Here is a 26,520-nt window from a genome sequence, read left to right as displayed (position 1 = left end):
CTTTTCTCTACTTTTTCGCAACTTTTTGACCGGAATAAATGCTCCACTCTTTTGGCAGGCAATAGGCGATGGCGCAAGCAATGACAAAGAATGGCAGATTGGCATAGCCAAAGACTTCTCCTCCAATCAAGATCGGTGCGAGCAAGGTCGTCGTCGCACTGCCAAAGACACTGGCATAACCGATAGCGGCCACGACTAAGACGGGTAACCCTAGCATAGGAGCAAGAAAGACTCCAAGCGTAGCTCCGATCGCAAAGAGCGGTGTCACTTCTCCTCCTTGGTATCCAGCTGAGATGGTCACCACGGTAAAAAGGAGCTTCAAGATCCAGTCATAACTCTGCGCACTACCCTGATGAAAAGCTACATCAATCAGATTGGTTCCAAGTCCACTATAAGTGCCGACCTTGGTCAGCTGGAGGGTCAAGAGGACCAAGCTGAGTCCAGCCCCTATAAGGGCAATCCGGATATAAGGATTAGGCAGGACTTTCGCGACTGTTTTCTTCAACCAGGAAAGGCTAACTGCAAAGAGTTTCCCAGCGAGTCCAAAAGCTAGGCCCAGAAGGGCAACTTTGATCAAGGTCTCTGGTGTCCAGCTCAGCGTTTCTCTAAGTGGCACAGCAAATTTCTCTAAACCAAGGGCATGAGAGGTGAAACTAGCCACGATTGAGGCGATGAGCGCAGGATAGAGAGCCATCAACTGCAACTCCCCAACTGTCAAGACTTCAAGGGCAAAGAAGGTTGCTGCGAGTGGCGTCTGAAAGAGCCCCGCAAAACCGGCTGCCATCCCAGTCATGAGAAAGATACGCGAAGCATCCGGGATCTTGATATGACGGGCAAAACGGTGCGAAAGGGTCGCTCCGATCTGGACCGCTACACCTTCCCGACCGACCGAACCACCAAAGAGATGGCTCATCCAGGTCGTCAGCATAATCAAAGGCACCAAGACCAAGGGGATTTTCTCCTCACGCGCGTGTCCAACATCAAAGATGAGGCCCATCCCTTTTGAAGCCTTGCCACCAAAACGTTTATAAAGATAAACGATAACAAGCCCCGCTAAGGCCAGGAAAAGAATCAAAGGCCAGTGCTGGCTTCGGAAATCTCCAATCAGGAGAAGACCTTGACCAAAAATCATGTCAATGGCACCAACCAAGAGACCAATGAAAAGCGCCATCCCTGTTAGGACCACATACTGTTGTGCTTTTTGCTTGATAGATAGACTAGTCACGCGCCCTCACCTCCTCTTGGAAGTCTCTCGAGCGCTTCATCATATCTTGAAACTGAGCTTGAATGGTCGCACGATACTGCTCATCCATCACGAGAGACCCGACTTTCTCAAGCACTTCTCTCTCCCTTCCTTGATCGAGCACAGGTAAGCCCTGCTGCTCCTTATATTCTACAATCTGACCGACACAGACCATCCGTCTTTCCAGCAAGGCTACAAGCTCTTGATCGATCTGGTCAATGTCCTTACGAATCTGATCTAAATCCATGTGTCTCCTCTTTATTTTGGATATAAATCGAAGCTGTAATCCATCGATCCAGCCTCATTGTCATTAATTTGCTTTTGCTACAAGTTCTTCTGCAAAGGCTTCTAATTTTTCAATGTCTTCATCTTCTGCAGACAAATCAACTTTGACACACTCAGAGCCTTTTTCAGCACCAGTCGCAGCGAAGCAACGGTCGAAATCATCAACTGCTTTACAGAATTCATCGTAGAAGGTATCACCTGATCCTACCACACCGTAAAGTTTGCCTTTGAGATCAAGGCCAGCCAAATCTTCATAGAAATCTTGGATCTCATCTGGAAGCTCTCCATCACCGTAAGTATAAGTCGCTACCACTGCGATATCCGCATCAAGGAAGTCCTCCGCATCCACAGTTGTACATTCATCCACATCTACTTCGACACCAAGATCACGGAATTTGTCCGCTACGATATCAGCAATTTCTTCAGTATTTCCAGTCATACTAGCAAAAACAATCTTCGCTACAGTCATAATTTCCTCCCAAAAGCTATTTCCCGTATTATACCACTTTTTCAAGCATTTTGCACGAAACCTTTCCCGATAAGGTGAAAGAAGGGACACGTTTCAAGAATTTGGACCGATTCAACCTAATCGCCCTCGTTTTCTTCTTGAATTTCTTTAATAGTTCCGATTTCTTCATCCAACTTCTTGTCAAAATTAGACTTATTTTTGAAGGGATACGAATAGGTGCGCCAAGTGTACCATTTGAGGCCTTCTTCACCCTTATAGTACCATTCGATTTTAGTGGGTAAGAATTCTTTGTTGTAGGTGATACGAACTTTGGAAAACTGACTATCCTTGATAGAATATCTACCTTCAAATTCTGGCGGATATTCCTCTTTCAATAATTCTTTATTTACTAAAGAATCTGGTGAGCGTGTAATTTGATAATTATTCTTTTTGATTTCATCTGGTGAAATTTTCAGATTAACTAAAATGGATGATATTTCTCTGTTAAAAGAACGTTGGTACATTTCTTTAGTTCCATAATTTCCATAACCACCATATAATTTATTCCTCTTAATAACTGCAAAATACGAATTGTACAATTCCTTATCTTTTAAATCAAATCCTACTCCAGTACTCCACTCTTTTCCCCAGTCATTTTTATCTTGTACCAAAACAAATCTCTGTTTCTGTAAAATATCATACGCACTACTGGTGGTCTTTCGGATAGAATTGACTTTGAGTATAGTCATAATAGCCAGTATTATTATCAGCACTGCCATTAAGAGATTTCTTAAATTTATTATACTCTTCCACTTTTTCTTCTTCTGACATTCCTTTTGTATTTCGTTGCCATGTTTCATAATCTTGGTTCCCTTTCCTTACAATATCCGCAAATTGACCAACATGTCCTGTATTTTCATCTTTTTTGCCCAAGTCTTTTTCATAACGGAATAACTCTTTAGCTCTAACTCGAGTAGCTGGTTCAGGAGTGCCATCCACATCGAGCATTCCATGTTTACCTTCGTAAAACTTAGTAACATCTGAATTTTGACCTGTTGAGGGACCATAGTTAAAGGACTCCGTATTGGCGATTTCTCTTAATTCTTCATTAGAATATTTTCCTGGATTGGAATCATAGCGACCATCTGCTAGTTTATGATTGTCATAGGCATCCCATTGACTCTCAAACTCGCCGGTATCTAAATTCACAATAAACTCCACCATCCGCGCATTGTTCAAATCTTTTCCTTTAGCTGAATTGCCCTGAGGGACTTGAACCTTCATATTATAGGGACGTTTAAAGCCATCTTTAGGAGTAAAGCGATTATGGTAGTTAGAGCCGGTTGTGTAATCAAATTCAATATTATTTTCTTTACCATATGCTAACAGTTTCTCGTAATCATTTGCGCCTTCGTAGTGACTCCGAATATAGTAAATCGCTTGACGATCCAGATAGTAGCGGAAGAAATGGACTTGCTGCCTAAGTAAATCTTCTTTGTAATTAAGATGTTTATCACCGAATGCTTTTACAACATCACGTCTGAAATACATGTTGAAATCACCATGTGGTGGTAGATTCTCTGAAATCTTATGCGTTTTGCTTGTCAAATGCATAAACAGATTACCATCCGTTTCTGCACCTAATTGCTTAAGAACCAGTTCAACTTTCGCTTCAGAATCGAGTTTACTACTAGCATACATTTCTGTATAGATATCTGATCCAATCTCCTTGGTTTCTGCATACAAAGCATCTCTCCTTGCATTTAACTCACTGCCTGTCTTGGCATCAGCAGTTCTTTTTGAAACGCCTTTAACATAACCTTTGATGGCATCCTTATCCCAGCCATCTATTTCTTTGAGGTTCACTGATTGTTCACGTAATCCCGTAAGAAATTGGTTATATTCGAACGCTGTTACATCCTTTGGTTTCTTTGGCAAATATTCATTTTTAAACTCTTTATTCTTAATCGTTTCATTTACGAGATCAGACCAGGATAAATCCTTTGGAATAGAATACATTCCAGTATTTGGATTCCACGCTACGTTAATTTGATTGACAGCTATTTGAATAGCTTGGGCTAAGACATCAATTTCCCAGAAGATACTTGGCGATGATGCATTAAACGCTCTGAGTTTATTTAATTTTTCTTGTAGTTTATTTTTAGTAGCTTTAAAAATACTTTCTAATACGTTTAAGCCTTGAATCCTCTGTAATCTCTGCAACCTTTGAAAATCTCCAGCACTAGTCGATTTACTAGCAGCAATTTCATTGATCTCTGCATGAAAGATAGCAATCATCCGATCACACTGTTCAATATCAGAAACCAACTTTTCTTCCTGTAAGTCCTCGTCAGCCACCTCCGAGCGATAGGATGCTGGAAGCTTCTTCACACTTTCTTGTGTAGCTTCTGCTAAAGCTACTCCGGCCTCCTTCAATGGCTGGACAACACTTGTCACAAAGCTTCTAAAAGAGTCGTAAGCTTGGCCAGACAAGCGCGAGGCAGAATTTTCTATTTGAGTTAATGATGCTTCTAGTGATTCATAGGCTTTCAATTGTTGCTCAATCATAGTACCTGTGCTACTAGCTTGGCTATCCAAAATACCGCGATAAACTTCAATTCCCATCGTCACACTCCTTTTCAATCATTAATTTTTTCCGTTCATGATAGATATCATTTAAATCATCTTCGACTTTTCTTTTTTGAATAGCTAATTCATCCAGCTCTTCTAAATAACTATTTGAAATTTTTCGCGATTCATGAAGAAATCCCTCTTGAAGTTGGTCAAAAAAATTTCTAGAGGAAGGATAGGATTCAAATGCATCCCATAAATAACGGTGCGCATCAGACCTATAGCCCTCAAAGCGGTTCAACTCATCTTCCAGATTTCTTTTTTCTCTTACAATTTCTCTTTCTTTTTGGGAAAGTTGGTCTTCTTGTATTCTTAATTCCGATAGTTGTTGATCGTGATTCATCTTCCTACTCTTTCAAGCTATTGAATGCTCGCAGCAGTCGCTTCATCCACTGCTGTAAATCCAATTGAAACACTTTGCAAGTTGGTCCCGATTGATTCAATCGCCGCTGCAATTTCTTCTGCTTTGGTTTTAGCAGTATCAATGGCTTGATGGGCCGCATCATTACCAGATAGTTTGGTTTGTTCATCTTTTGAAGCTGATGAAACTCCCGAAAGTGCATCTCCACTACTTTTTAAAGAAGCCGCTAACTCTTGCGCCGTATCAGCATTACTTTTAATTTCAATCATCCTAGTCCCTCCCATACTAAATCTATTTATCCATTCTACCAAAATATTGATCTTCTGTAAAACCGCTTCCACAGCTCCTGATTAGTGATAAATGCTTGCTGGATGGGCCTTTCTTATGTTAAAATTGACAGAGAAAATGAGGTAATGTATGAACGTAATGAATGAAATTCTTGAAAAGATTCAAGCTTATGACACGATTATTATCCACCGTCATCAGAATCCGGATCCGGATGCGATTGGTAGCCAGGTGGGCATGCGGGATCTCCTGCGTGCGCACTTCCCTCAAAAACGAGTCTTGGCAACTGGCTATGATGAACCAACCTTGACTTGGCTTGCTGAGATGGATACTGTCAGCGATGAGGACTATGCTGGAGCTTTGGTGATTGTCTGTGACACGGCCAATACTCCCCGCATCGATGACAAGCGCTATACGAATGGTGATTTCCTGATTAAGATCGACCACCACCCAAATGACGATGCATATGGGGATCTGCTCTGGGTTGATACTGAGTCTAGCTCTACCAGTGAGTTGATCGCACTTTTTTCTAAGGAATTGGATCTCGAACTTCCTGTTAGTGCTGCGCGTCTTCTCTATGCTGGGATTGTCGGCGATACAGGTCGCTTTCTTTATCCTGCTACTTCGACTCGGACCTTTGAGATCGCTGCCTATCTTCGAAGCATTCCCTTTGATTTTACAGCACTTGCTCGTCAGATGGATACGATCAATCTCAAAACCGCTAAGCTTCAAGGCTATGTCTACGACCATCTTGAGATCGATGAACATGGTGCTGCGCGTGTTACATTGACACAAGAGCTCTTGAAGAAATTCGATCTACGTGATTCAGAGACTGCTGCAATTGTTGGGGCACCTGGGCGCATTGATACCGTGTCTGTTTGGGCTATCTTTGTCGAGCAGGCCGACGGTCACTTCCGAGTCCGGATGCGTAGCAAACGAAAAGTGATCAACGAAATTGCCAAACGACATAATGGTGGTGGCCATCCACTAGCGAGTGGAGCCAACTCCTACTCCCTCGAAGAAAACGACCAAATCTACAAAGAGCTACAAGAAGTGGCTCGCACGAACGAAGGCTGAGAATGGATTCTCAGCCTTTTTATCGTTTTTCTGGGGTTTTCAATTCAAGAACCTTATGGTAAAATAAATCTATTAAATTTTTAAGGAGGCTTTTTATGGAAAAAAATCGTTTGTTTATCGTTATCTCTTCTGCAGCGGCGATTCTTGGATCATTCTTACCTTGGGGTACTTATTCGATGGGTATAGTTGGATCAGGTAGTATTAGTGGTCTTGAAGTACATTCTTGGATTGTTATCCTTCTTGCAATTGGCTCCATCATTCTTGCTTGCTTAAACAACGTAAACACACCAATGTCTAAAGATTTCGCAATGGGTGTTATTGTAGCGGGAGCATTCTCAACTATCTTTACACTATATCGCACTATTAATTTTGGTGATGTTACTATAAGAATTGGTGATTATGGCTTTTCAATCGGTTTTGGTTTGATCCTCACTTTAATTGCAAGCATCGCTATTGTTGTAACTGGTCTCTTGGCGATGTCAGGTGGTAAAATCACAAAAGGAACATTCGAAGAACTTGCTGAATCTGGTAAAGGATTTGCCCAATCTGTTGGACGCGTGACAACTTCTACTGTAAAAACTGCTGTAAATGAAATCAAAAAAGAATCACACGAACACACTGAGGGACAAGCTGATCAACCAGTTGAAGCACCAAAAGATCCAAATCAATCTGAACAATAATAAGATCATTATCGCCTTGGTCCTGCCATGGTGATTTTTTTGACCATTAATTTAAATAAAATTAGTGAAAATACTTGTCAAGATCCTGGAAATTTGGTACACTAGCTTAGTAACAATCTATGGCTCGGAAAGAGACCATGGCAGAAAGGAAATATTGCAAAATGAAAAAAGATATCCATCCAGAATATCGCCCTGTTGTCTTCATGGACACTACTACTGGTTACAAGTTCCTCAGCGGTTCAACTAAGTACTCTAGCGAAACAGTTGAATTCGAAGGTGAAACTTACCCATTGATCCGTGTTGAAATTTCATCAGACTCACACCCATTCTACACTGGACGTCAAAAGTTCACTCAAGCAGATGGACGTGTGGATCGTTTCAACAAAAAATACGGTCTCAAATAAGAACCAACACAGAACTACTTCCCTTTCGGGAGTGGTTTTTTTGATCTCCGTTTCTTTTATTGTGAACGCACAAAATAAGAGGTTAGGATGTTGATCCCAACCTCTTTTTTCATCTTAATGGAATTGCATACCACCATCCACGATAATGGTTTGACCTGTGATGTAGTTTGAGTCAGGTCCAGCAAGGAAGCTGACAGCCGCTGCTACATCTTCTGGTTCAGAAAGACGTTTCAAAGTGATATCTTTAGCGAATGTTTGCATACCCCATTCGTCATCTTTACCTGCGTTCTTACCAACTTCATGGGCAATGTCAAACATCATTGGAGTCTTGACGATACCTGGTGCATACGCATTGACAGTGATGCCTGAATCCGCCAAGTCACGCGCCAAAGTCTGTGTGATACCACGAACTGCAAATTTAGTACCACCATAAACAGTCAAGTTAGGGTTACCTACAACCCCTGCTTGTGAAGTTGCATTGATGATTTTTCCGCCATGGCCAAGCGCTTTGAATTGAGCTTGTGCAGCTTGAGCACCCCAAATCACGCCACCAACGTTAATAGCAAATGTACGCGTAAATTGTTCTTCTGTAATTGTATCAAGTGGTGTAGTTGGCGCAACACCTGCATTGTTCACGACAACATTCAAATCTCCAAAATGGTCAACAACTTTTTGGAAAGCTGCAGCTACTTCTGCTTGTTTGGATACATCAGCAACGACCGCAAAAGCATTTTCTGCGGACAACTCAGCAACTGCTTTTTCAGCTGTTTCAGCATTGTAGTCCAATACTCCGACCTTGAAGCCATCTTGCACCAAACGTTTTGCGATTGCAAAACCGATTCCTTGACCAGCACCTGTGACAATAGCTACTTTAGACATATGATTCCTCCTTGGTATCAATGATACCAGCAAACGTTCCTATAGAACAGCAAGGGTTGACAACTAGTTTTGATGGGGTCTATCATAAATTCCCGACAAAACTATGCTAACAGTATACTCTTTTGTGAAAAACATTTCAAACTCTAGCCTGTTTTTTTGAAAAAAAATAGTTTATTTATATGATATTTTTATTTAGTGATAAATGAACGAAAGCGTGAAATAGAGTAAAGCTTTTAGCCAAAACAGATAACTGTTCTATTCTGTAAAAGCTACATGAGGCTGGGACAAAAGTCCTAGCCTCTCAATTATTTTTTGATTGTCGAGCAAGACGCAGTGGTTGAGTGGGCTCTACTACGCTGATTTCATCAGCTTTTACAGCCTACTCAACTGTTCGGAGGTGGGACGACGAAATCGAATTCTAACGAATTACCGATTTCTGTCCCACTCTCTTAAACTATTCGTTTGATTGATCTCTTTAGTCATCAGACTCCGCAAATACTTGAGTGGCTTTGACTGCTTTCTTCCACCCCTTGTACAGCTCTTCCTTTCGGGATTCATTCATCTTGGGTTCAAAGATTTGGGCTGCTCCATGAAGAGATTTTAATTCTTCCAAGTCCTTCCAATAGCCTACAGTCAGTCCTGCTAGGAAGGCTGCTCCTAAAGCCGTTGTTTCCAGGTTTTTCGCGCGGGCAATCGCAATCCCAAGAATATCTGCCTGAAACTGCATTAAATAATTATTTTTCGCTGCCCCTCCGTCTACTTTTAGGACAGGGATAGGGGTTTTGGCGTCTACCTGCATGGTGTCGATGATATCGCGTACTTGATAGGCAATGGATTGAAGGGTTGCCTTGATAAAGTCTTCCTTGGTCGTTCCCCGGGTAAGCCCAAAGACAGAACCACGCGCCTCTTGATTCCAATATGGTGCTCCAAGACCAGTAAAGGCAGGGACCACATAGATTTCATCCTGGTTCTGAGACTTCAGAGCGTAAGCTTCAGATTCAGGAGAACTGTCGATCATACGCAGACCGTCACGAAGCCATTGAATGGCACTTCCAGCGATAAAGATAGATCCTTCAAGGGCATAGTAGACCTTACCATTAATCCCATAACCAATCGTCGTCAGCAAGTTGTTTTCTGACAACTGCATCTCCTCACCCGTATTCATGATGATGAAAGATCCAGTCCCATAAGTATTTTTGACCATCCCAGGTTCAAAGGCCAATTGGCCAAAGAGGGCAGCCTGCTGGTCCCCCGCCATTCCTGCAATCGGCACTTGTCCACCGTAGAAATGGAAAGGCGCTGTCTTGCCATAGATTTCAGAGTTTGACCGCACCTCAGGAAGCATGGCTTTAGGAATGTTGAGGATTTCTAAGATTTCATCGTCCCATTTCAGTTCCTTGATATTGTAAAGCATGGTACGGGCTGCATTGGAATAGTCTGTCACGTGGGCAGCTCCATCCGTCAGCTTCCAGACCAACCAAGTATCAATGGTTCCAAAAAGTAATTCGCCCTTCTCCGCAAGCTCTTGCGCCCCATCAACATGGTCCAAAATCCAACGGACTTTAGTCGCTGAAAAGTAGGCATCGATAACTAGACCTGTCTTTTGATGGAAGGTTTCTACATAGCCTTGGTTTTTAAGTTCTTCAGCCAGTGGAGCAGTTTGCCGTGATTGCCAGACAATGGCATTGTAAATAGGAAGCCCCGTGTTCTTATCCCAAACAACTGTCGTTTCTCGCTGATTGGTAATGCCGATCGCCTCTATTTGATTGGGCTTGATGCCACTTTCAATAAAAACCTCAGCAATCACCGACTGCACCGAGTTCCAAATTTCATTGGCATTGTGCTCCACCCAACCAGCCTGCGGAAAAATCTGAGTGAATTCCTTTTGACTAGAGCTGACTTGCTCGCCTTTTTTATTAAAAATGATAGCCCGCGAACTAGTGGTTCCCTGGTCAATCGCCATGATGAAAGTTTCTTGAGACATAAACTGCCCTCCTGAATTAGGTACTTAAAAATCTTGTTCTTTCATAAACTAGTATACTCTATTTCATCATGGATTTGTATCCATTTTTTAAAGAAAATTCGGTCTAACATTTTCCTAGTACTTCCAGCTCTATCAGACCAAGCAAAAAGAGCCCCGAGGCTCTTTAAACTAGTAGTTCAAATGCTTATCAAGATCTGCTCTGATCTAACCGATTTAAGAACTCCATGGTAGGGCTGTCTTGGTAAAGTTCTTTGAGAGGAATCTTCTGATAGACAGCTATTTCGTCCGCAGTCACACCGTAACGAATTAATAGATCATAAATACGATTTAAATCATGTCGTAATTCATCCGTTATGAGGACATTATCGCTGGTTTCTTTTGTTTTCCAATAATAAGATGGCAGCACTTCCTTGGTTTCTATTAAAATAGTTTGCAATAAAGTTCCCCCATGACTATCCTTCTGAGAGATATCTGCTCCAAGTTCTAACATTTTTTTAAAAACCTTGAAGGATTGGTCAGCCTTTTCCTTAGACGAATACATCTCATATTGACCATTCCAACGTTTGATCATGCGCCTGCAGTCAAATACAGCTCTTCCACCGGCAGTTTGGATAACCGGTTGACAAAATGGATTCAGCTCTGTAGGTTCTTCAATAAAGTTAAGATCTGCCCCTCTATCAATAAGTAAGTCCGCAATATCTAAATGTCCCGATTTAATAGCGACTTGAAGAAGGGATTGGCCTTGATCTCTTTTAGGTTTGTCACCCGAAACAGCATTGACTTCTTCAGGCTTTTTATCCAATATCTGACGAACTCCCTCTAGATCTCCTCTTCGCAACAACTGAAAGGTTTTTTGCATGGTTTTCCCCCTCTCTCATTATAGATAAGAATAACACTGTGTTGATACTTTGATCCTATCGCTAGGTTCTTCGTTAAACTGATTATAGCATTTTATGGACTCTACATTTAAGTCCTAAAGGGTAAAGATGACAGACTCCCACCGAAGAGGTACAACTCTATTTCTCTGATTTTCGTGCAGCCACTAGCCAAGAGGCTACTAGGATTTCGAAAATAACTAGAAGGATAATCTGAGGAAGAGAACTTTGAACCAGCATAAGGACAGCCAGACTATCAATTAGCATATGAGCGATGATACAAGGGACAGCTCCTTTCGAGTACTCCTTGAGCGCTCCAAATAGGAAGGTATTCCCTAAAATCATCAGGTAAAAGATGAGATAGTTGGACGAGCCAGCTGTAATCCAAGGGAGTTGATAGATAGGAATATGCCAGAGGAACCAGACAATGGAAAGAACCATCATTTTAGGTATAAAGTGCTTACTAAAGGAAAGATGATCTTGTAAAAACCAACGCCAACCGACTTCTTCTAGGCCTCCATATAATAAGGTCCAGGGGAAATAAAGGAAGAAGGCCAAGAGGGAGTTCCCAGTAAAGCGAACGTTCATAAGCAGGATGGAAATCCCATAATAGATGACGGGGATGAAGAAAGCTAGGATCCAAGATAGGGAACTTTCTTTTTGAAGAAAGACCTTTTTGAAAAATTCACCCAAGGAGTTGACTTCACTCAACACCAGAGAAAAGACAGCAGCCACAATCATGGGAATCAAGTTCATTAGGATAAACAGTAGTGAGGCACCCAAACTACTCCTATCTGGGAAAAAGAAAAGGATAACTTGACCTACTAGAAAAGTAGCAAGGAGGGCAGTCAATGCATACCAGATAGCGACTGATTGTTTTGAAATAAATTTGCTCATTTTTCTTCCTTTACAGTTACATACTTCTTTCTTGCAATCCAGATTGCTAAACTAATAATAAGAATTTTACTGACGATAGATAGCCATACCTCTTCATTCACTAGAATCTGAGACAAGGAATTGATACAGGCATGGGTTATGACACAGAGCCATAAATTTTGCGTTTTATGATACAAGGCCGATAAGATAAAGCAGTTAATTAGCAAACCTACTAGAAACGGAAACAATTGAATGACAGCTAAAGAACCGTCGATATAAAAGTATAGTAGATGCCAACTAGACCAAGCTAAAAAGGTGATCAAAGTAGCTGAAAAATAAGGTATTCTTTCCTCCAAAGTTGGTTGAAAGAAATAACGCCAGCCAATTTCTTCAACTCCACCAAAAAGAAGAGCCTTGAAAAAGAGCACTACTGGCAAGACCAACGATTGAGTGGTGATCTTACCACCTAAGATAAATGGGAAAAAGTCAAGCAACAAGAAAACGAGCACCAAGCAATAATTTGCCAAACTGTCTTTGACTTGAAAAAAATCTTTTAAAACTTGTTTGAAACTAGATTGATAGTAACTAATGCTTGCAAGACTCCCCCAAAAAACAGATGATAAGCCACCTACAATAATAGTGATGATCCCAAATGATGATGTAAAATCAACCTTGACTCCTCCTGCTCTTAAAAAACAAACCAGAAGGCTGACTCCTAATACTTGACCAAAGGTCCCTAACAAATACATAGATAGGGCTTGCTTTCTATTCATTCGTGATTCCTTTTTCTTTCAATAATTACCAGTGCTATCTACCTTAAACCCATACCTGCCAGCATTTCGTTTGAGCTTCTCAACCAGAGCTTCATTCCGCTTACTTTTTCCAAAAAAGAAGGGAATAGTCTTTCCGTTTCTAAGCTCGATATAGAAAGCATAGCGAGCCCCGCCACCAGATCGTCCACGAAAAATTGCATACGTGATTTGCTTGATCTCTTTCAGCGGGATCCTGCGACGACTGAAACACAGAGCGACATGGATATAGAAGATTCCATAGCTAATATGGAAAGGAGCAAAGAAGGGACCTCCACTACGTCTCACAATTGCCCTTCTTCTCAGGAAAAGGAGAACAGTGAAAACGAGCAAGAAAATGAGCACATATAGAATCGGAGCATACTCCATTATCTTTCTAAATTCTAACACGCTGTCTTTCATCCTCTACTTCATCTCAACCCATTTTTCATTATCCATGATAAAGGGCTTAGCCAGACCTTCGCCTGTGTAGTCTTGGTACTTGGTCTCCAAGTATTTGTAGACATCTTCCTTGGTCGCAAACTTGATGGCTTGATAGGGTTCTTCAAAGGTCAGCTTTTCGACAAAGAGATAACCGTCCTTTGCAGGAACTAAAACGCCGACATGGCCGACAAAAAGAGTATTTCCATCCAGGTTATCATGAACGATAACAGAAAGCATGCGCGCATTTTCATTGAACTTGAAATGAGCAAAATACTCCTCCATCTTCTTGGCATGGACCTTGACATCCGTTGTCGCCTCTGTCGGAACCCGTGAATACAGAATGTTAAAGGCTTCCTTGTCTGCCTCATCGAAGATCTTCCCTTTGTCAATGGCATCATTGTCCACGAACAAGAGTTCACTATCCGCTTTCATCTTAGGAATCTCGATGCGATTCTTCAGAAGAGTATAGCTATTGATCCGGCAGTTGGTCCCGACGAAATCACCCTTTTTCTTGGTCCACAAGTCACTGATCTTCTCAACATTGTAGTCTGTTTTCTTGAAGGTGCTAAAGTCACCCGTCAAGCCGACCGAGCCGACAATGCTATCGTAGTCCGTTACTAGACCCAGAAACTTGTCTACACTTTCCCGATCCAAATAAGCAGACAAGAGAGCCCGCACTTCTTCGACACTCGCCTTGCTGTTGAGGTTGCTATAGCTTCCCTTGTAGCGCTCCTTATCTGAACTAGATTTCTGCACAGTGGAACTTGCCTGCTTTTCCTTGGATTGCTTTTGGTTGCTACCACAAGCCGCTAAAGCAAAGAGCGCCAAGGCACAGCTAGTAAGGAGCATGATTTTTTTAGATGGTTTCATAAACTGGTTCCTTCTCTATTGATTAAAATGTTTGTACCATAAATTTTTCATATTGATAATCCTTCTCCTCTATTATAGTTTAAAACTAGGTTAGCTCCAACTATTTTTTACGAAATAAGAAAAGATTATAAGCAGCGAAAAAGAGCTGGCAACTGTCCAGCTCTTCAATATATTACAAAAATCAAAATTAAAACTATTGTTTAATTCGACCAATCTATTTTGGCATGTTCTATTGCGTACTCGGCTTCTTCTTGAGTAAATTTTCTTTTTTCAACAAGTATTTCTAATATCTTTTCTTTCGTAATCTTGCGACCGTTTGCATAAGATTCCGCTTCTTTCACAGCGTCCTCCTTCCAATCGAAATTAACATGTTCTACAGCATAGTCAGCCTCTTCTTGAGTAAATAGTTCAACATTTATAAGTTGCCAAACTAATTTTTCTTTTGAATAACGATACCTTTGAAGTGATTTTGCTGCTAAAACAGCCTGCTCTTTCCAGTCCATATTAAGCTTATATATAGCGTACTGGTTAGCTCCTTCTGAATAATTATAAATCTTTATTTTATTTTTGATAGCCTGCTTCGAAATAGGAGAATCCTTTGACAGTTGCTTAGCTGTTGCATATGCCCTTTTAAATTCTTCTTCTACTAAAGTTGGATGAAAAAGTTTTTTCACAAGCAAATTAAATAATAATTCTAAATCGTCCTCATTTTCATCACTTGAAGAAGTGTATTTTCTATAATCATAATTCTGTGTACTAGAACTTGAAGTAGCGTATTCTTGTTTTGATGATTCAAAATCATCCTTATTTCCATCACTTGAAGAAGAGTATTTTTGTACAGGATTAGTCAACTGTGATCCTGAACGTGAATTTATCCATTTATTATAATTTATTTCATAATCAATTACTATAAGAGCTAGCATTCCTGCAAATAATCCAAAAATTGTAAAAATAAATATCAAAAACTTTTTCATCATGACTCCCTTTACTTGTTTCTCTCCAATGAAATTTTCATCCCTCTGGAACTGCTTTCATTAGTATTATATCATGAAATATTGTTCATTTTTATTTACTAGTGTAAAAGTCTCTATGGCTAGTAAATAAAAAAGTGACTGCATTTCAACTGCAATCACTCATTCTATGTGAAATAAAAAATGACAAAGTATTATAAAATCTTATTTAATCTTGTGTTTGTTCATCTTTTCTTCAAAGATAGCTGTCATAATCTTGCGGAGCTCTTCTCCTTCTTTTTCAGGAAGGTCCCCTTGACGTTTCGCCACGGCATAGAGTTCAGGGTATTGCTTGGCTACACGCTCAACTGTCTTGGTCGTCGCATGCCCCCTGACAAAGAAAGGAATACGTTTGATCCATTCTTGCGGGACAAGAGCAAGTAATTTCTTCGCTGCTTCCTTATCAGAAAGCTCAGCCGTGCTCAATCCTTGGTTGATTTGTTCTTGTTCTTTTTCTGTAAAATCTTTTAATTCCATAGTAAATTCCTCATTTGTTTATCTAAGGACACATTATACACCTATGTAGTGAAAACTACAACTAAAGGAACCGAAAAATAGAGCAAGGGCAAGTCATCCCTCACTCTATCTCTTAATCGTAAAATCTTATGAAGGATATTAATTTCCGATTTACTGTGGAGCATCACCCTTTTGCTTTAAATAATAGTCACTTGCCTCAGTTAGTTTTTTATAATAATGATCGTAACTCTTACTAAATTGTCTAATCAGCGGAATAGCGACCTCATAGTAGTGATGGTCCATCAAAAATGTTTTCAGTTGATCTTGAATATTTTTCATTGGACTTGTTTTGTAATCATCACTGTTCAAATAGCGATCATAAATAGAAATTGTGTCCTTATTTTCATTATGCCACTTTTCATTACTTTCTATCGTAGCTATTTTAGATTCATCAGCCTCTTTTAAGTTCTTCAAATCAATAGTAAAATTATTGTTTAATTTAACCAATCTACTTGAGCATGTTCTATTGCGTACTCCGCTTCCTCTTGAGTAAATTTTCTATTTTCAACAAGTATTTCTAATAACCTTTCTTTCGAAATATTGCCACCGTTTGCAGAAGATTCCGCTTCTTTCACAGCTTCCTCTTTCCAATCGAAATGAACTTTTTCTATAGCATAGTCAGCCTCTTCTGGAGTAAATAGATCAACATCTACAAGTTGCCCAACTAACTTTTCTTTTGAATAATGAAACTTTTGATATGATTTTGCTCTTAAAACAGCCTGCTCTTTCCAGTCTATATTAAGCTTATTGACAGCGGACTGGGAAGTATACTCTGAATACCTGCCATACTTAGTAAGATAATTTTTAATTTGTTGCTTCGATAAAGGAGATTTCTCTGACCAAGATTTAGCTTTTGCATATGCCCTTGTACTTACTGGTACTAGTAAATTTTCTTTCGGTTCTGGAAAGCTTGATCTATGATGAGCCGCTTCATAAGCTCGAATATATTCATTATATATCATAGCTAACATTCCTAACATCAATCCAAACATTGTAAAAATAAATATCAAAAATTTTTTCATAATGAATACCTTTACTTGTTTTTAGTCTAATTTGTTATTTTGTGCTTAATAAAACAATATTGTCACTCAACACTAGGAGAATTAACTTCTCCAGTCACTCAAAACAATTCCTATAGAATCCTTCAATAACGGTTTTATTAATCCCTGTTTAAATATAGCAACTCATTCTTAATGATGTTAAAAAATGAGTTGGTTCCATAAAAGACTCAACATTTGTGACAGGACCACCAGGCAATGTCATTCCTTGCCTAGACTCTTTCTCACGATCCATAACAAGAACTCTATCGCCGTCTCTTACCATACAAAGATTTGTGAATTCTAGAGTCTCATTCATAGCCCTATTTCCTAGCTATGTTTCCATTTTTTCTTATCGACAGCCTAACATTTCATCCTAGTCACCTTTTAGTTGCACTTGCGTATGGGCTAGCAGGTCTCCTAGATGCCTCTTATCATTTCTAAACATTGTCATTGCCAGTAGCAAAACTGCGAGTAGAGTTGCTGAAAACGAGAGGATAATGGATAACACATCAAAATCACTATAGAAACCATGAATCGTGCCCATATGACCGAGTTGCCAAGGTAAAAATTTGATGACATTTCTAATCAAGCTAGCCTGCACTGTTTTTTTCTGGTAGACCAATTCAAGTCCCGCTTTTACCTTCCCAAAACTGCCACCATTTTTATAATCAAAGAATGTGAAAAGGAGCGTGATTGGCAAAATAGAGGTGAAAAATACAAGCCACTGCGACTGAATTTCTGTAAACTCTGGGACACCATTAAAAAAGATGATGTAAATAAGCATCGAACCTAAAAACAGAAGAACTAGGTAAGCTAAAATGAAAAGATAATCAAACAGAAATTCTGTCATTCTTTTTTTTAACGAAATAGGATTGATTGCTAACATCTTCATCACCGTCTCCCCCTTTATCATTTTCTACTATTATACTATACTGACAACCATAAACCAACCATTTATAAAAAGAAGCCTGCAATCTCTCGATTCCAGTCTACTTCATTCCTAATCTTCTCTATAAATAACAAATCCATTTGGTTGAATGATCAATCGATCATCGGAAATGCTCCCATGACTGATCAGATTTGCTTGTCCTCTTTCTAAGACAACGTCCTTCTTCGAGTGGTTAAAGTAGGCTTTTAGAAGGTGACCTTCATGCTGCCATTCTACTGCTACTACATCTAGCTCTACTTCTTCCAGACTCACTTTACCATACTGAATCATGCTTGCCACTTCTTTTCGGAGCTGGATCAATTCCTTCATAAAGTTCAGCATGTCATTGTCCGCTGACACGCGCTCCCAAGGCATGACACGGCGGCAATCTGGGTCTGGGCCACCGATGAGGGCTAGCTCCGTTCCATAATAGATACACGGCGTTCCCCGTTGCAGATAGAGGAAGGCGAGGGCAGACTTGACAGACTGAAGATCGCCATTGGCCGTCGTCAGGATGCGCTCTGTATCATGGGAGTCTAAGAGGTTGAACATCACCTCAGAGATCTGCTGCCTGTAGTACATAGACTGGCTATTAATCTCCCAAATGAAGCGTTGCGTCTCCTTATGCCCCCGCAGGAAATAATCCTTGATACTCTCAGAGAGAGGATAGTTCATCACGGCATGGAACTCATCACCATTAAGCCAGGGTTGGGACGAATGCCAGATTTCTCCAAGGATATAGAGATCCGGCTTCTTGGCCAAGACCGCCTTACGGAAATCTCGCCAGAATTGATGGTCGATTTCATTGGCCACATCCAGCCGCCAAGCATCGATATCAAACTCTTCAATCCAGTAAGTCGCCACCTTCAAGAGATAGGCCTTCACCTCAGGATTAGCCGTATTGAGCTTAGGCATAAAGCCCGCAAAGGCAAAAGCATGGTAAGATAAGTTGCGACTATTCCACAGATTTTCTGAGGAGACAGGGAACTCTTTGATATGGAACCAGTCCTTGTAAATCGAATCCTCCCCGTATATGACCACATCCTGCCATTGGGGTGAATCATAGCCAATATGGTTGAAGACGGCATCCAGCATGATCTTCATCCCACGCGCATGGGCCTCTTTCACTAGCTGGCGGAAGGTCTCCTTATCTCCAAAATGTCGATCAATTTCAAAATAATCAATGGTATCGTACTTGTGATTGCTCGGCGATTCAAAAATCGGGCAAAGATAGAGCCCTGTAATCCCTAGATCCTGCAAATAGTCCAAGTGATCGATGATCCCTTGCAAATCACCACCAAAGAAATCCAATACTTGAGGAGCAATAGAGGCATCCCAAGGACGAACACCTTCTGGGGAAATGGCTGGATTCCCATTGGCAAAGCGCTCAGGAAAGATTTGGTACCAAACCGTCTGAGCCACCCAATCTGGAACAGCACACCCATCAATCTCATGGATAAAGGGAAGCTTAAAACCGTTCATGACGAAGTCCAGGTTCTCCTTGTTGTAGGCTGCCACACCCCGATCTCCGTACAAGACCTTCTCTCCCGCTGTGTCCTCTAATTCAAAGAGGTACTGGATCCGTGCATGGTGGACAGATACCGACACTTGCCAAGAATCAAAGAGGTCGTCTGTCGTCACCTTGTCCATTTCCTTAGTTGCCTCATAAAGATCCTCTATAAAAATAAAGGGATCCCCATAGTGCAAGACAATCCGTTTGATATCTTCTTTCTTGGTCCGGATGCGAATATGGAGCTGGCCGTCCTTATAAAGATAGGCATACTCCGATTCAGGCCGGTGATAAATCGCTGCTAATTCCATTTGTCCTCGTCTCCTACTATACTCTCTTTTCATCATTTACCGTTTTATGCAAACGATTCCATAAACTATTTCTAGTATACTACTTTATAAAAACGTTTGCAATATGTTGAGAGAGATAATTTTAGACTACTAACTTTATAAGATTGTATTGCACACAAAAAGCCCAGTATTTGGGCTTAAAGATTTTTGTTGAAGCAATGACTTTACCTTATAAGCATCACTTTATACTGTTTCCTACTAAAATATACTACAGATCTATATTTCTGCTAATAGTTTATTGAACAGTTGTTCGAGCTTACTAGTATCTCCATAAACTGTTCCATCCATATATAAGTGATAGATATCATCATCTAAACCAATTGAAATTTCACATTCATAGCCTTTCATCAAAGCTAAAGAACGGATAACTTCTCGTTGAGTACGACCATTTCCTTCTCGAAATGGGTGAAAATAATTTAGATTATCTAATATCTCAGCTAAACTTTTACAAATCTCAATTTTATTTTTTGCGTTAAGTAAATAGTTTGAAAGCAAGGTATTTAAAAATTTTTCTGCCATATCAAAAGACTGAACTGGCATAAAAGCATTTCCACTTTTAGAGATATTTACTTGACGGTATTGACCTGCCCAAGTATACATTCCTTCAAAAAGAAACTTATGAATCTTTAAAATATCTGAAACAGTATTTACTTCAATTGGATTAATAAACAGTTTTAAACTTTGACTTGCTACTAAACGATATTCTAATTCTCGTGCTTTATTATCATTTTTCTCATTAAATTTATTTATGAGAACAGATGAATGGGGATAGGTGTATAAATTATCAGGGTCTATATAATCATACCCATCATATATTTTTCTGACCATTATCCAACTCCTAATGCAACTGCCTCTTCTCTCAGTCGCTCCACGTCTTCTACCGTGGGATGCCATCCTTCAATCATATTGGTGCTCAGAGCAAACCAGACGCTCTTAAAAACCTTTTTGTTGTCAAAAATCACACCCATAATCATCATTTTTTCTTTATCTATATCTAAGGTCATATTCTACCTCCGTCCTATTATTATAGCATATTTTCAATCATTTTAGTTCTCCTATTTAGTACTTACCCTACACAAAGAGCCCAGCGATTGGGCTTTCTCATTATCATAATAACTTATACTCATTCCTTACTTGTATGCCGCTTTCCAAGACTTAGCGCTTGCTCTTCTGACATTTCAACTACTTTCGCAAAGTTGGTATTTCGTGGCATGCTATCTTTAGAATACCAATAAACATCCGCACTCCCATTTCTGGCCACATAAACAACTGGAGCTAGTTGAGGAATTGGTGCTGCAGGCTCGACAGGTTGGACTGGCTGAACTGGCTCTACTGCTTGACTCGGTTGAGGGGCTTGACTTGGTTGCGTCTCTACAGAAGGACTAGCAGGTTGAGGTTGACTACTTGGTTCTGTCGGCACTAAAGATGGCTTGGCAGTCCCCTTGAGATAGTCAATGGTCGCATTCTTAGAGTAGTTGTCCAAGGTAACGGTGGTGATCCCATAAGCATCTACTGACTCTTTGGGACTACTTAAATTGATTGGTAGAAGGTTGCCATCTCGATCAATTCCTACATATTGCAAGGTCACCTGCCGAGGAATTAATTCATCCCCCGTATAGACCGGAGTCACCTTGTAGTCCAGCCAATAATTGGGGTGGGTGGATAGCCAGCTATCGAGTCGTTTCTCGTAGTAGAGCATGCCCTCCACATTGCTATCTGCTGTCCCTTTATAATTCCCCGTATTGGTCCAGGCAGTTAGAGGAACCAGATTTTTCCCTTCATTGGTCAGACCGCTAAACTGATAGCCGATCAAATGCCCTCTATGGAACAACCAGGCCTTCTTTCCTTTATTTCCATAAGCAATCTTATAATTGTGCCAGCCAACCGGATTATAGCTGAGACGTGGTTCTCTTTTTTTCTTTGGCTCATCCTTGTCCTGCAGCTGAATATGAGCGGAGGTTGCACGACCCAAATGATCAAAATCCCCCAGTACTAGCTGCTTATTGCCATTAAAAGGCAGTAGATGAAGACTCTGGTAATCGAGTCCAGTTTGCTGAGCTTGGGCCCCTTGAACAACGACCAAGAACATAAAAACCGAGACTATCGCAACAATAACATTTTTCAAAAACCGTTTTGTAACCATGATAAACTCCCGTATTACTATCTAGTATTATTATAGCAGAAAAAACGGTTACAGACATAGAAGATAGATAATTTCTTCTCCTATTTCAATTATATGTTTTTAATGAGTTTATTCTCACTTTAATATTCTTTAGTATATAAAATACGGACTATTATTTAAATACATAAAATAATACACAGCTTTCCTAAATCAACTTATATTCATACCACTCTTCATCTACTTTCTGAAATCCCAAAGCCAAAAACATTCTTTGACTTTGAGTATTAAAAGGATAAATTTGAGCAGTTACCCTAACCATTTCTTTCTCTTTGGCCATCTGTATCATTTCAGAAATACACCGTCTTCCGATCTGTAAATTCTGATACTCTTTGCTGATCACTATAGAAAGCTCTGAATTATCTTGAAGAGTCACATCTCCAACTAACACTCCCTCATATTGGATATAAAAGCAAGAACCATGTGAAGTTAGATAATCATACATTTTATGAAGTTTTGTAATATCGTAAATCTGATCAGTATTATCCACTTGTTTGCAAACATCACTATCTTGATACCAAAGAAGGGAGATGGCATCATTCCTATAATAAGGTATAAGAGTGATCTGATCATCTACTATTCTATTCATTATTACTTATTCTTATTTCTATTTAGAGGTTTCTTCCGATACTTCAATATTCCCAATCAACCAATTGGACATCTTTTTGCCCTTGTCTTTATAAGGATTGGGAGGAAACAAGGTGAAAGGGGGAATGCTGGCATCTGGGAAGAATAGTTCTACGCTTATCGTTCGCTCGCGATTATGATCAACGTAGGCTGTAAAATAGATATGGTAATTTCCACTAACATCACCACCATTATCATACTCTCCTCTAGCAGTATTTGGTAAGAGCGTCACAGATTTTATGTCTTGCTTTTCCTGAGCTAAGTGTGCGATGATCTCCTCCTTAATAGTAGCCTCATGATTTCTGACGAAATTCCCATCATCACTATATCCAGGATGCTCACTAAGAGAATAGAAAACAATAACCATCAGAAAGGGGAGAGAAATTAAAAAAATAATCAGCTTATTCGATTTTAACATGGAGGTTCCGCATCCTACTTATAAAAAATCTTGACCCAATCCTGCTTTGCACTAAGGATACGAGCAACATACACCCTATGCTTCTCAATATAATAAAATGTAAGATAGTTCTCTATTGGCATATAACGATAGGGTTTTCCATCATTCGTCATCTCACCATAGCCCCGGCTTGATACCAGAGGACAGGCTTCTGGAAAGAGTTCTAGGGTCTCAAGAGCACTCAATAGCAAATCGACTTTGCCATCTGCAGCTTGCTGGCTATAAAAATTCACAAGAATATAGTCGTGAATGTCACGCAAGTCCTGCTTAGCACGATCTGAAAGAAAGACCTGATAACGTTTCAACTTAGTCAAGACCAAATTCCTTTCTCACATCGGCTACAGAAGTAACTTTTCCTTGAGCGATTTCCTGATGCCCCACTAAAATCTCCTTCTTCAAATCTTCAAAGGCTACCTGATACTGTTTGTCCTGCAAATCACTCGAAACAAATTCTTCTGGATCCACAGTCCCATTAGCAATTTTTCGAAGTACTGCATTTAGGACATCTGACACAGAAATTTTTTTATCCGCAAGCACCTCTTTTGTTTTTTGGTAAAACATCGCATCTGCTCGAAAATTCACTGCTTTCGTGTTTGCCATTTCTACCTCTCCTTTGTACATACAATTTGTATATACATACTACCATAAGATAGAGAGGGGAATCAAGTAAAAAATGGATTCTTCTTTCACTAAATCTAATTAAGAGATACCGATAGCTAATCTATATTCTTTCTCTCGTGTCATCTGATACCTCCTAGAATCAACAATTTAAGTAGATTCCACATCTTAATTTGACAACTCCAAGTAATTGTAGTCAATTATATTAGATATATTTTATTAATTTCTTTATAGTAAATTACTATTTCTCTAGCCAAGAGAACGCTTGGTTTAGCATTTCTTTTGCTTGTCCAACTATACACGGTCCATGAGAAATAATAATATTCTTAGGTTCCCATTTCTTTACTATACGATAACTCTTCAATGCCTGTTTTTTACTAAATAAAAAAGTCATTCTTAAATCTCTTGGTGTTTTACCATTTGGATAGTGATTATCGCCTATTTTAAACAGTAGCTTTTCAAAAATCGATACATTCTCAGTTTCTATGTTTTCAATAAGATCCGTTAAAATCAGAGTTGAACTTTCATTATGGAAAAAAACAACCTCTTTTACATAAAAACTTCCCTCAAATGTTGTAAAAAGAATTTCTTCGTTCCAATTGGCCTTGCTTAATTCCTGACCATAATCCAAACTCATTCCCGATTTTCTGGCACGCTTTTGAACACCACTAGCTAGCCAAACTTTTGCTTCAGGAAATAGTTGATGCCATTCATCTATATAACTATAATGTAAGACATTGGGTGCAATAAGGTGTTTTACCTCACCTAATCGCTTGATTTCTAAAAGTAAATTGTCATTAGGCTTAGTCGGTGAATGCACCCAAAGACCACCGTTCTGTAGACGGATAACTGTCATTCTAGTTGAAAAAGGCACTTTGAAGAATTTAAAATCCATCAGTACTTCTTCCCCATCCACAATCCATAGATTATCTGCTATCTTTTTTAAGGAATTGAGGGGACTATATTTTCTGACTTTCATGAAACTCTGCTTTCTAAATTAATAAAGTATAATCAATCGTTATTCTCCAAAAATGGCACCACCAAATCAATCCACTCTTGAGGTAGATAAGCTGATAAATAGCCGTGGTTATAGCCCTTAGCTTCATACAGGATCGTATTGGGATGGAGCTGCTGAAATAATTTCGCCGATGCTTTCACACAGTTTAATTCTTTTTCACCATAGATATACAGAACCTGCGCCTTGCTTGCAGAAATCGTGTCCTTCAGCTTGTAACACCCCATATAGGTTTTGTAAATAGTCACTAATGTTTTGATAGGCGTCTTTGGCAGATCCTCCAAATAATATGCTTTTATCTCTTCTGGATAAGCCAGTTTAGGATAGAGTTTGTCCATCATGCTTAATTGAAGTTTACAAGAGAATTTACTGAACATCAGTTTACCAAATAGGGACACTAGAAAGATGCTGAGTTTAGCTAACCCTGGTTGAGGAATACAGAGGCTTCCGTCTATGATGGCCTTCTCAGCTATCTCGCTGTCTAAGGACAAAAGCTCCATAGCAATTTGACCACCAAGTGAAACACCACCAATCGCAAACACCTTTCCACCACAGTTTGCTTTGATATAGTCTAGAATCTCCAAAGCAGAAGCTTCTGTAGAAACATAATCGAGATGATATTCTTCACCGTGGCCATTCAAGGTGGGTAGAATGACACGGTATTCTTCTGACAAGATCCGTGCTTGACGAAGATAGTTCCACCAAGAACTGCAACCGCCATGTATCAGCAAGATAGGAAGTGAATTCTTATCCCCAAATTCATGGAATTTCATGTTTGAACTCCTTACTGTAAGACTTTAACTCGTAGTGATAAAAATCATCTGTTTTAAAGATAGTTAGATATATTTGAAATTGAGCAAATAATCCTGACATTTCTTCAAATAGATATTTAAACTCTTTTATTATTAAGCCTTTTTCTCAATCAAATACCAACTAGGAATGATTTGCTTCATATCATCATACCATTCTAAAATTTCCTTAGCTTGATGTTGCATTACTGCTATTTCTTCAACTCCGTAAGGTACAGCCCAGGGAAGTGATCCAACTAAGTTATTTAGAATATAGATAGCGAGAAGCTTCCAAAATAAATCCGGAACCTTATGATCAAAATATCCATCTATCATACCAGACGCAAAAGAGGGAGAGACTTGAGCAGACCATACAATACGATTGAATTCCTCCCAAGGATCTCCAAGATCAAATCGATCAAAGTCAATGACATAAATTTCTCCATCTTCACCAATCATGAAATTCCCGATATGATAATCTCCATGTTGGAAAACCTGAGGTCTATCTTTTAACAATTCTCGATTTGCTCTTAAAAAATTAATAAAAATCTGACCATTTTCGTATTGAACGGGACATTCTTTGTATTTGGAGATTTTGTCATCAATTTTTCGATTATAAAAGACCTCCCAATCTTCACGAACTTCTGTAATAGGGAGTGAATGAATTTTTTGAAGGATTCTTCCTACTTCTACTCCGTAAGTGTATTGTTGTTCTTTCGAAACAGTTAAAATGGTTTCTCTTGCATCATTCCCGTCTATCCATTCGTGTAAAGAATGCACTTCGTCATCGCAGAGTTCTATGCTAATCGGTTTACACATCGGAACTCCAAGAGAAGCCACCTTCTCCATCATTTCAAATTCAAATTTTTTAGAATCTAACTTCTCCTTATCAGAAACACGCAAGAAATATTTTTGCTGATTTTGATCTGTCACACAATATTTTTTATCATCTGACCAGCCTTTATTTATGGCTATCTTACTAATAAAATTCATCAAGCACTCTCCGATTCACTTTCCAACACTTCTTGCAATTTTCACTAGTAACCCATCCAGTTCGTCTACACTTTAGTCACCTAGATCCAGATTTACATAATGAAAATTAGACAATTTTCTCTATAATGTTCCCAGATTTATCCAAGACAAGACAGGAATGATCATTTAGTGGAATTATGGGAACATTAACGAGTTCTTCAGCTCTATCCTTATTAGCTTTATCATTCCAGGAATCATAATGGACACTAATTAAAAACTGACTAAAGAGTCCTAATCCATCTTTTATCTTTATCTGATGATCTGCATTATCATTAGGTGAAACATAGACTTTTTCTCCTAATAATAGGGCTCCTGCAGAA

General features: G+C 39.5%; 34 protein-coding genes. 3 read left to right on the top strand and 31 right to left on the bottom strand.

What is annotated here, in order from left to right; genetic code table 11:
• Window positions 1-7: 7 nt before the first annotated feature.
• The 7 genes from HMPREF2685_RS05530 to HMPREF2685_RS05500 all read right to left on the bottom strand — a co-directional run bounded on the left by HMPREF2685_RS05530 (window position 8) and on the right by HMPREF2685_RS05500 (window position 5,237).
• Window positions 8-1,171, bottom strand: a complete 1,164-nt coding sequence (locus HMPREF2685_RS05530) for a chloride channel protein (protein WP_186821451.1) — start codon at window positions 1,169-1,171, stop codon at window positions 8-10.
• Window positions 1,172-1,217: 46 nt separating this feature from the next.
• Entirely contained in the window at window positions 1,218-1,490 is a 273-nt protein-coding gene (locus HMPREF2685_RS05525) for a chorismate mutase (protein ID WP_049506315.1), read from the bottom strand.
• A gap of 63 nt (window positions 1,491-1,553) precedes the next feature.
• Complete coding sequence (locus tag HMPREF2685_RS05520; protein WP_003007049.1) at window positions 1,554-1,997, bottom strand: flavodoxin; 444 nt, start codon at window positions 1,995-1,997, stop codon at window positions 1,554-1,556.
• Between the two features lie 116 nt (window positions 1,998-2,113).
• On the bottom strand, window positions 2,114-2,647 hold the full coding sequence (locus tag HMPREF2685_RS05515; RefSeq protein ID WP_239681876.1) for a cobalamin biosynthesis protein CobN: 534 nt from the start codon (window positions 2,645-2,647) through the stop codon (window positions 2,114-2,116).
• 34 nt (window positions 2,648-2,681) lie between these two features.
• Entirely contained in the window at window positions 2,682-4,601 is a 1,920-nt protein-coding gene (locus HMPREF2685_RS05510) for a DUF3114 domain-containing protein (protein ID WP_070465802.1), read from the bottom strand.
• Window positions 4,591-4,950: a DUF3958 family protein gene (locus tag HMPREF2685_RS05505; protein WP_049474862.1), complete on the bottom strand. Its 360-nt coding sequence runs from the start codon at window positions 4,948-4,950 to the stop codon at window positions 4,591-4,593. Before HMPREF2685_RS05505 ends, HMPREF2685_RS05510 begins: the two co-directional genes overlap by 11 nt.
• A 17-nt stretch (window positions 4,951-4,967) precedes the next feature.
• Complete coding sequence (locus HMPREF2685_RS05500; RefSeq protein WP_049474993.1) at window positions 4,968-5,237, bottom strand: TIGR04197 family type VII secretion effector; 270 nt, start codon at window positions 5,235-5,237, stop codon at window positions 4,968-4,970.
• 148 nt (window positions 5,238-5,385) lie between these two features.
• Between HMPREF2685_RS05500 and HMPREF2685_RS05495 the strand changes: the two genes are divergently transcribed.
• The 3 genes from HMPREF2685_RS05495 (at window position 5,386) to HMPREF2685_RS05485 (ending at window position 7,414) form a co-directional block, all read left to right on the top strand.
• On the top strand, window positions 5,386-6,330 hold the full coding sequence (locus HMPREF2685_RS05495; protein ID WP_070465797.1) for a DHH family phosphoesterase: 945 nt from the start codon (window positions 5,386-5,388) through the stop codon (window positions 6,328-6,330).
• Window positions 6,331-6,425: 95 nt separating this feature from the next.
• A complete protein-coding gene (locus HMPREF2685_RS05490) occupies window positions 6,426-7,010 on the top strand; it encodes a lantibiotic ABC transporter permease (protein ID WP_070465794.1) in 585 nt (194 codons plus the stop codon).
• Between the two features lie 161 nt (window positions 7,011-7,171).
• Window positions 7,172-7,414, top strand: coding sequence for a type B 50S ribosomal protein L31 (locus HMPREF2685_RS05485; protein WP_003016441.1), 243 nt, complete (start codon window positions 7,172-7,174; stop codon window positions 7,412-7,414).
• A 114-nt stretch (window positions 7,415-7,528) separates the two neighbouring features.
• Here HMPREF2685_RS05485 and HMPREF2685_RS05480 read toward each other — a convergent pair whose 3' ends face one another.
• The 24 genes from HMPREF2685_RS05480 to HMPREF2685_RS10175 all read right to left on the bottom strand — a co-directional run.
• The gene (locus HMPREF2685_RS05480) at window positions 7,529-8,293 is read right to left on the bottom strand and encodes a (S)-acetoin forming diacetyl reductase (RefSeq protein WP_003006860.1); all 765 of its coding nucleotides are present in this window, start codon (window positions 8,291-8,293) and stop codon (window positions 7,529-7,531) included.
• Between the two features lie 475 nt (window positions 8,294-8,768).
• The gene (glpK, locus tag HMPREF2685_RS05475; RefSeq protein WP_070465791.1) at window positions 8,769-10,277 is read right to left on the bottom strand and encodes a glycerol kinase GlpK; all 1,509 of its coding nucleotides are present in this window, start codon (window positions 10,275-10,277) and stop codon (window positions 8,769-8,771) included.
• Between the two features lie 187 nt (window positions 10,278-10,464).
• Window positions 10,465-11,136 (bottom strand): ankyrin repeat domain-containing protein, encoded by a 672-nt coding sequence (locus tag HMPREF2685_RS05470; RefSeq protein WP_070465788.1) that lies wholly within the window; start codon window positions 11,134-11,136, stop codon window positions 10,465-10,467.
• Window positions 11,137-11,293: 157 nt separating this feature from the next.
• The gene (locus HMPREF2685_RS05465) at window positions 11,294-12,049 is read right to left on the bottom strand and encodes a CPBP family intramembrane glutamic endopeptidase (protein WP_070465785.1); all 756 of its coding nucleotides are present in this window, start codon (window positions 12,047-12,049) and stop codon (window positions 11,294-11,296) included.
• On the bottom strand, window positions 12,046-12,801 hold the full coding sequence (locus HMPREF2685_RS05460; RefSeq protein WP_070465783.1) for a CPBP family intramembrane glutamic endopeptidase: 756 nt from the start codon (window positions 12,799-12,801) through the stop codon (window positions 12,046-12,048). Before HMPREF2685_RS05460 ends, HMPREF2685_RS05465 begins: the two co-directional genes overlap by 4 nt.
• A gap of 18 nt (window positions 12,802-12,819) precedes the next feature.
• Window positions 12,820-13,239, bottom strand: a complete 420-nt coding sequence (locus HMPREF2685_RS05455; protein WP_070465779.1) for a hypothetical protein — start codon at window positions 13,237-13,239, stop codon at window positions 12,820-12,822.
• A 3-nt stretch (window positions 13,240-13,242) separates the two neighbouring features.
• On the bottom strand, window positions 13,243-14,130 hold the full coding sequence (locus tag HMPREF2685_RS05450; protein WP_070465775.1) for a DUF4300 family protein: 888 nt from the start codon (window positions 14,128-14,130) through the stop codon (window positions 13,243-13,245).
• A 200-nt stretch (window positions 14,131-14,330) separates the two neighbouring features.
• A complete protein-coding gene (locus tag HMPREF2685_RS05445; RefSeq protein ID WP_049472823.1) occupies window positions 14,331-15,104 on the bottom strand; it encodes an Ltp family lipoprotein in 774 nt (257 codons plus the stop codon).
• A 201-nt stretch (window positions 15,105-15,305) separates the two neighbouring features.
• Window positions 15,306-15,617 carry a hypothetical protein gene (locus HMPREF2685_RS05440; protein WP_070465772.1) on the bottom strand — a complete coding sequence of 104 codons (312 nt, stop codon included), beginning with the start codon at window positions 15,615-15,617 and terminating at the stop codon, window positions 15,306-15,308.
• A 150-nt stretch (window positions 15,618-15,767) separates the two neighbouring features.
• The gene (locus HMPREF2685_RS05435) at window positions 15,768-16,103 is read right to left on the bottom strand and encodes a hypothetical protein (RefSeq protein ID WP_003006842.1); all 336 of its coding nucleotides are present in this window, start codon (window positions 16,101-16,103) and stop codon (window positions 15,768-15,770) included.
• Window positions 16,091-16,678: an Ltp family lipoprotein gene (locus HMPREF2685_RS05430; protein ID WP_049483180.1), complete on the bottom strand. Its 588-nt coding sequence runs from the start codon at window positions 16,676-16,678 to the stop codon at window positions 16,091-16,093. The genes HMPREF2685_RS05435 and HMPREF2685_RS05430 overlap by 13 nt, the downstream gene beginning before the upstream one ends.
• A gap of 391 nt (window positions 16,679-17,069) precedes the next feature.
• On the bottom strand, window positions 17,070-17,609 hold the full coding sequence (locus HMPREF2685_RS05420; RefSeq protein WP_070465769.1) for an RDD family protein: 540 nt from the start codon (window positions 17,607-17,609) through the stop codon (window positions 17,070-17,072).
• A gap of 87 nt (window positions 17,610-17,696) precedes the next feature.
• Window positions 17,697-19,445 carry a glycoside hydrolase family 13 protein gene (locus HMPREF2685_RS05415; RefSeq protein WP_070465767.1) on the bottom strand — a complete coding sequence of 583 codons (1,749 nt, stop codon included), beginning with the start codon at window positions 19,443-19,445 and terminating at the stop codon, window positions 17,697-17,699.
• A 255-nt stretch (window positions 19,446-19,700) separates the two neighbouring features.
• Complete coding sequence (locus HMPREF2685_RS05410) at window positions 19,701-20,312, bottom strand: Fic/DOC family protein (RefSeq protein ID WP_070465764.1); 612 nt, start codon at window positions 20,310-20,312, stop codon at window positions 19,701-19,703.
• On the bottom strand, window positions 20,312-20,488 hold the full coding sequence (locus HMPREF2685_RS10520) for a hypothetical protein (RefSeq protein WP_141760623.1): 177 nt from the start codon (window positions 20,486-20,488) through the stop codon (window positions 20,312-20,314). The genes HMPREF2685_RS05410 and HMPREF2685_RS10520 overlap by 1 nt, the downstream gene beginning before the upstream one ends.
• A 119-nt stretch (window positions 20,489-20,607) precedes the next feature.
• Complete coding sequence (locus HMPREF2685_RS05405; RefSeq protein WP_049506078.1) at window positions 20,608-21,627, bottom strand: DNA/RNA non-specific endonuclease; 1,020 nt, start codon at window positions 21,625-21,627, stop codon at window positions 20,608-20,610.
• Between the two features lie 184 nt (window positions 21,628-21,811).
• Complete coding sequence (locus HMPREF2685_RS05400; RefSeq protein ID WP_049483189.1) at window positions 21,812-22,252, bottom strand: GNAT family N-acetyltransferase; 441 nt, start codon at window positions 22,250-22,252, stop codon at window positions 21,812-21,814.
• A gap of 18 nt (window positions 22,253-22,270) precedes the next feature.
• Window positions 22,271-22,708 carry a hypothetical protein gene (locus HMPREF2685_RS05395; protein ID WP_024054822.1) on the bottom strand — a complete coding sequence of 146 codons (438 nt, stop codon included), beginning with the start codon at window positions 22,706-22,708 and terminating at the stop codon, window positions 22,271-22,273.
• Window positions 22,709-22,722: 14 nt separating this feature from the next.
• Window positions 22,723-23,061: a type II toxin-antitoxin system RelE/ParE family toxin gene (locus HMPREF2685_RS05390; protein ID WP_024054821.1), complete on the bottom strand. Its 339-nt coding sequence runs from the start codon at window positions 23,059-23,061 to the stop codon at window positions 22,723-22,725.
• Window positions 23,054-23,347 carry a type II toxin-antitoxin system RelB/ParD family antitoxin gene (locus HMPREF2685_RS05385; RefSeq protein ID WP_023917881.1) on the bottom strand — a complete coding sequence of 98 codons (294 nt, stop codon included), beginning with the start codon at window positions 23,345-23,347 and terminating at the stop codon, window positions 23,054-23,056. The genes HMPREF2685_RS05390 and HMPREF2685_RS05385 overlap by 8 nt, the downstream gene beginning before the upstream one ends.
• A 259-nt stretch (window positions 23,348-23,606) precedes the next feature.
• Window positions 23,607-24,344, bottom strand: coding sequence for a DUF4336 domain-containing protein (locus HMPREF2685_RS05380; protein ID WP_024054820.1), 738 nt, complete (start codon window positions 24,342-24,344; stop codon window positions 23,607-23,609).
• A gap of 32 nt (window positions 24,345-24,376) precedes the next feature.
• Window positions 24,377-25,153 (bottom strand): alpha/beta fold hydrolase, encoded by a 777-nt coding sequence (locus tag HMPREF2685_RS05375; protein WP_070465761.1) that lies wholly within the window; start codon window positions 25,151-25,153, stop codon window positions 24,377-24,379.
• 132 nt (window positions 25,154-25,285) lie between these two features.
• Entirely contained in the window at window positions 25,286-26,161 is an 876-nt protein-coding gene (locus tag HMPREF2685_RS05370; RefSeq protein ID WP_070465759.1) for an aminoglycoside phosphotransferase family protein, read from the bottom strand.
• A 106-nt stretch (window positions 26,162-26,267) separates the two neighbouring features.
• Window positions 26,268-26,520 (bottom strand): type 1 glutamine amidotransferase family protein (locus tag HMPREF2685_RS10175; RefSeq protein WP_083279702.1); only part of this gene is annotated, 253 nt, incomplete at its 5' end.

It is taken from the genome of Streptococcus sp. HMSC074F05 (assembly GCF_001808725.1).
GTDB classification, from domain to species: Bacteria; Bacillota; Bacilli; order Lactobacillales; family Streptococcaceae; genus Streptococcus; species Streptococcus parasanguinis_I.
This window is presented reverse-complemented; position numbering and strand designations above follow the sequence as displayed.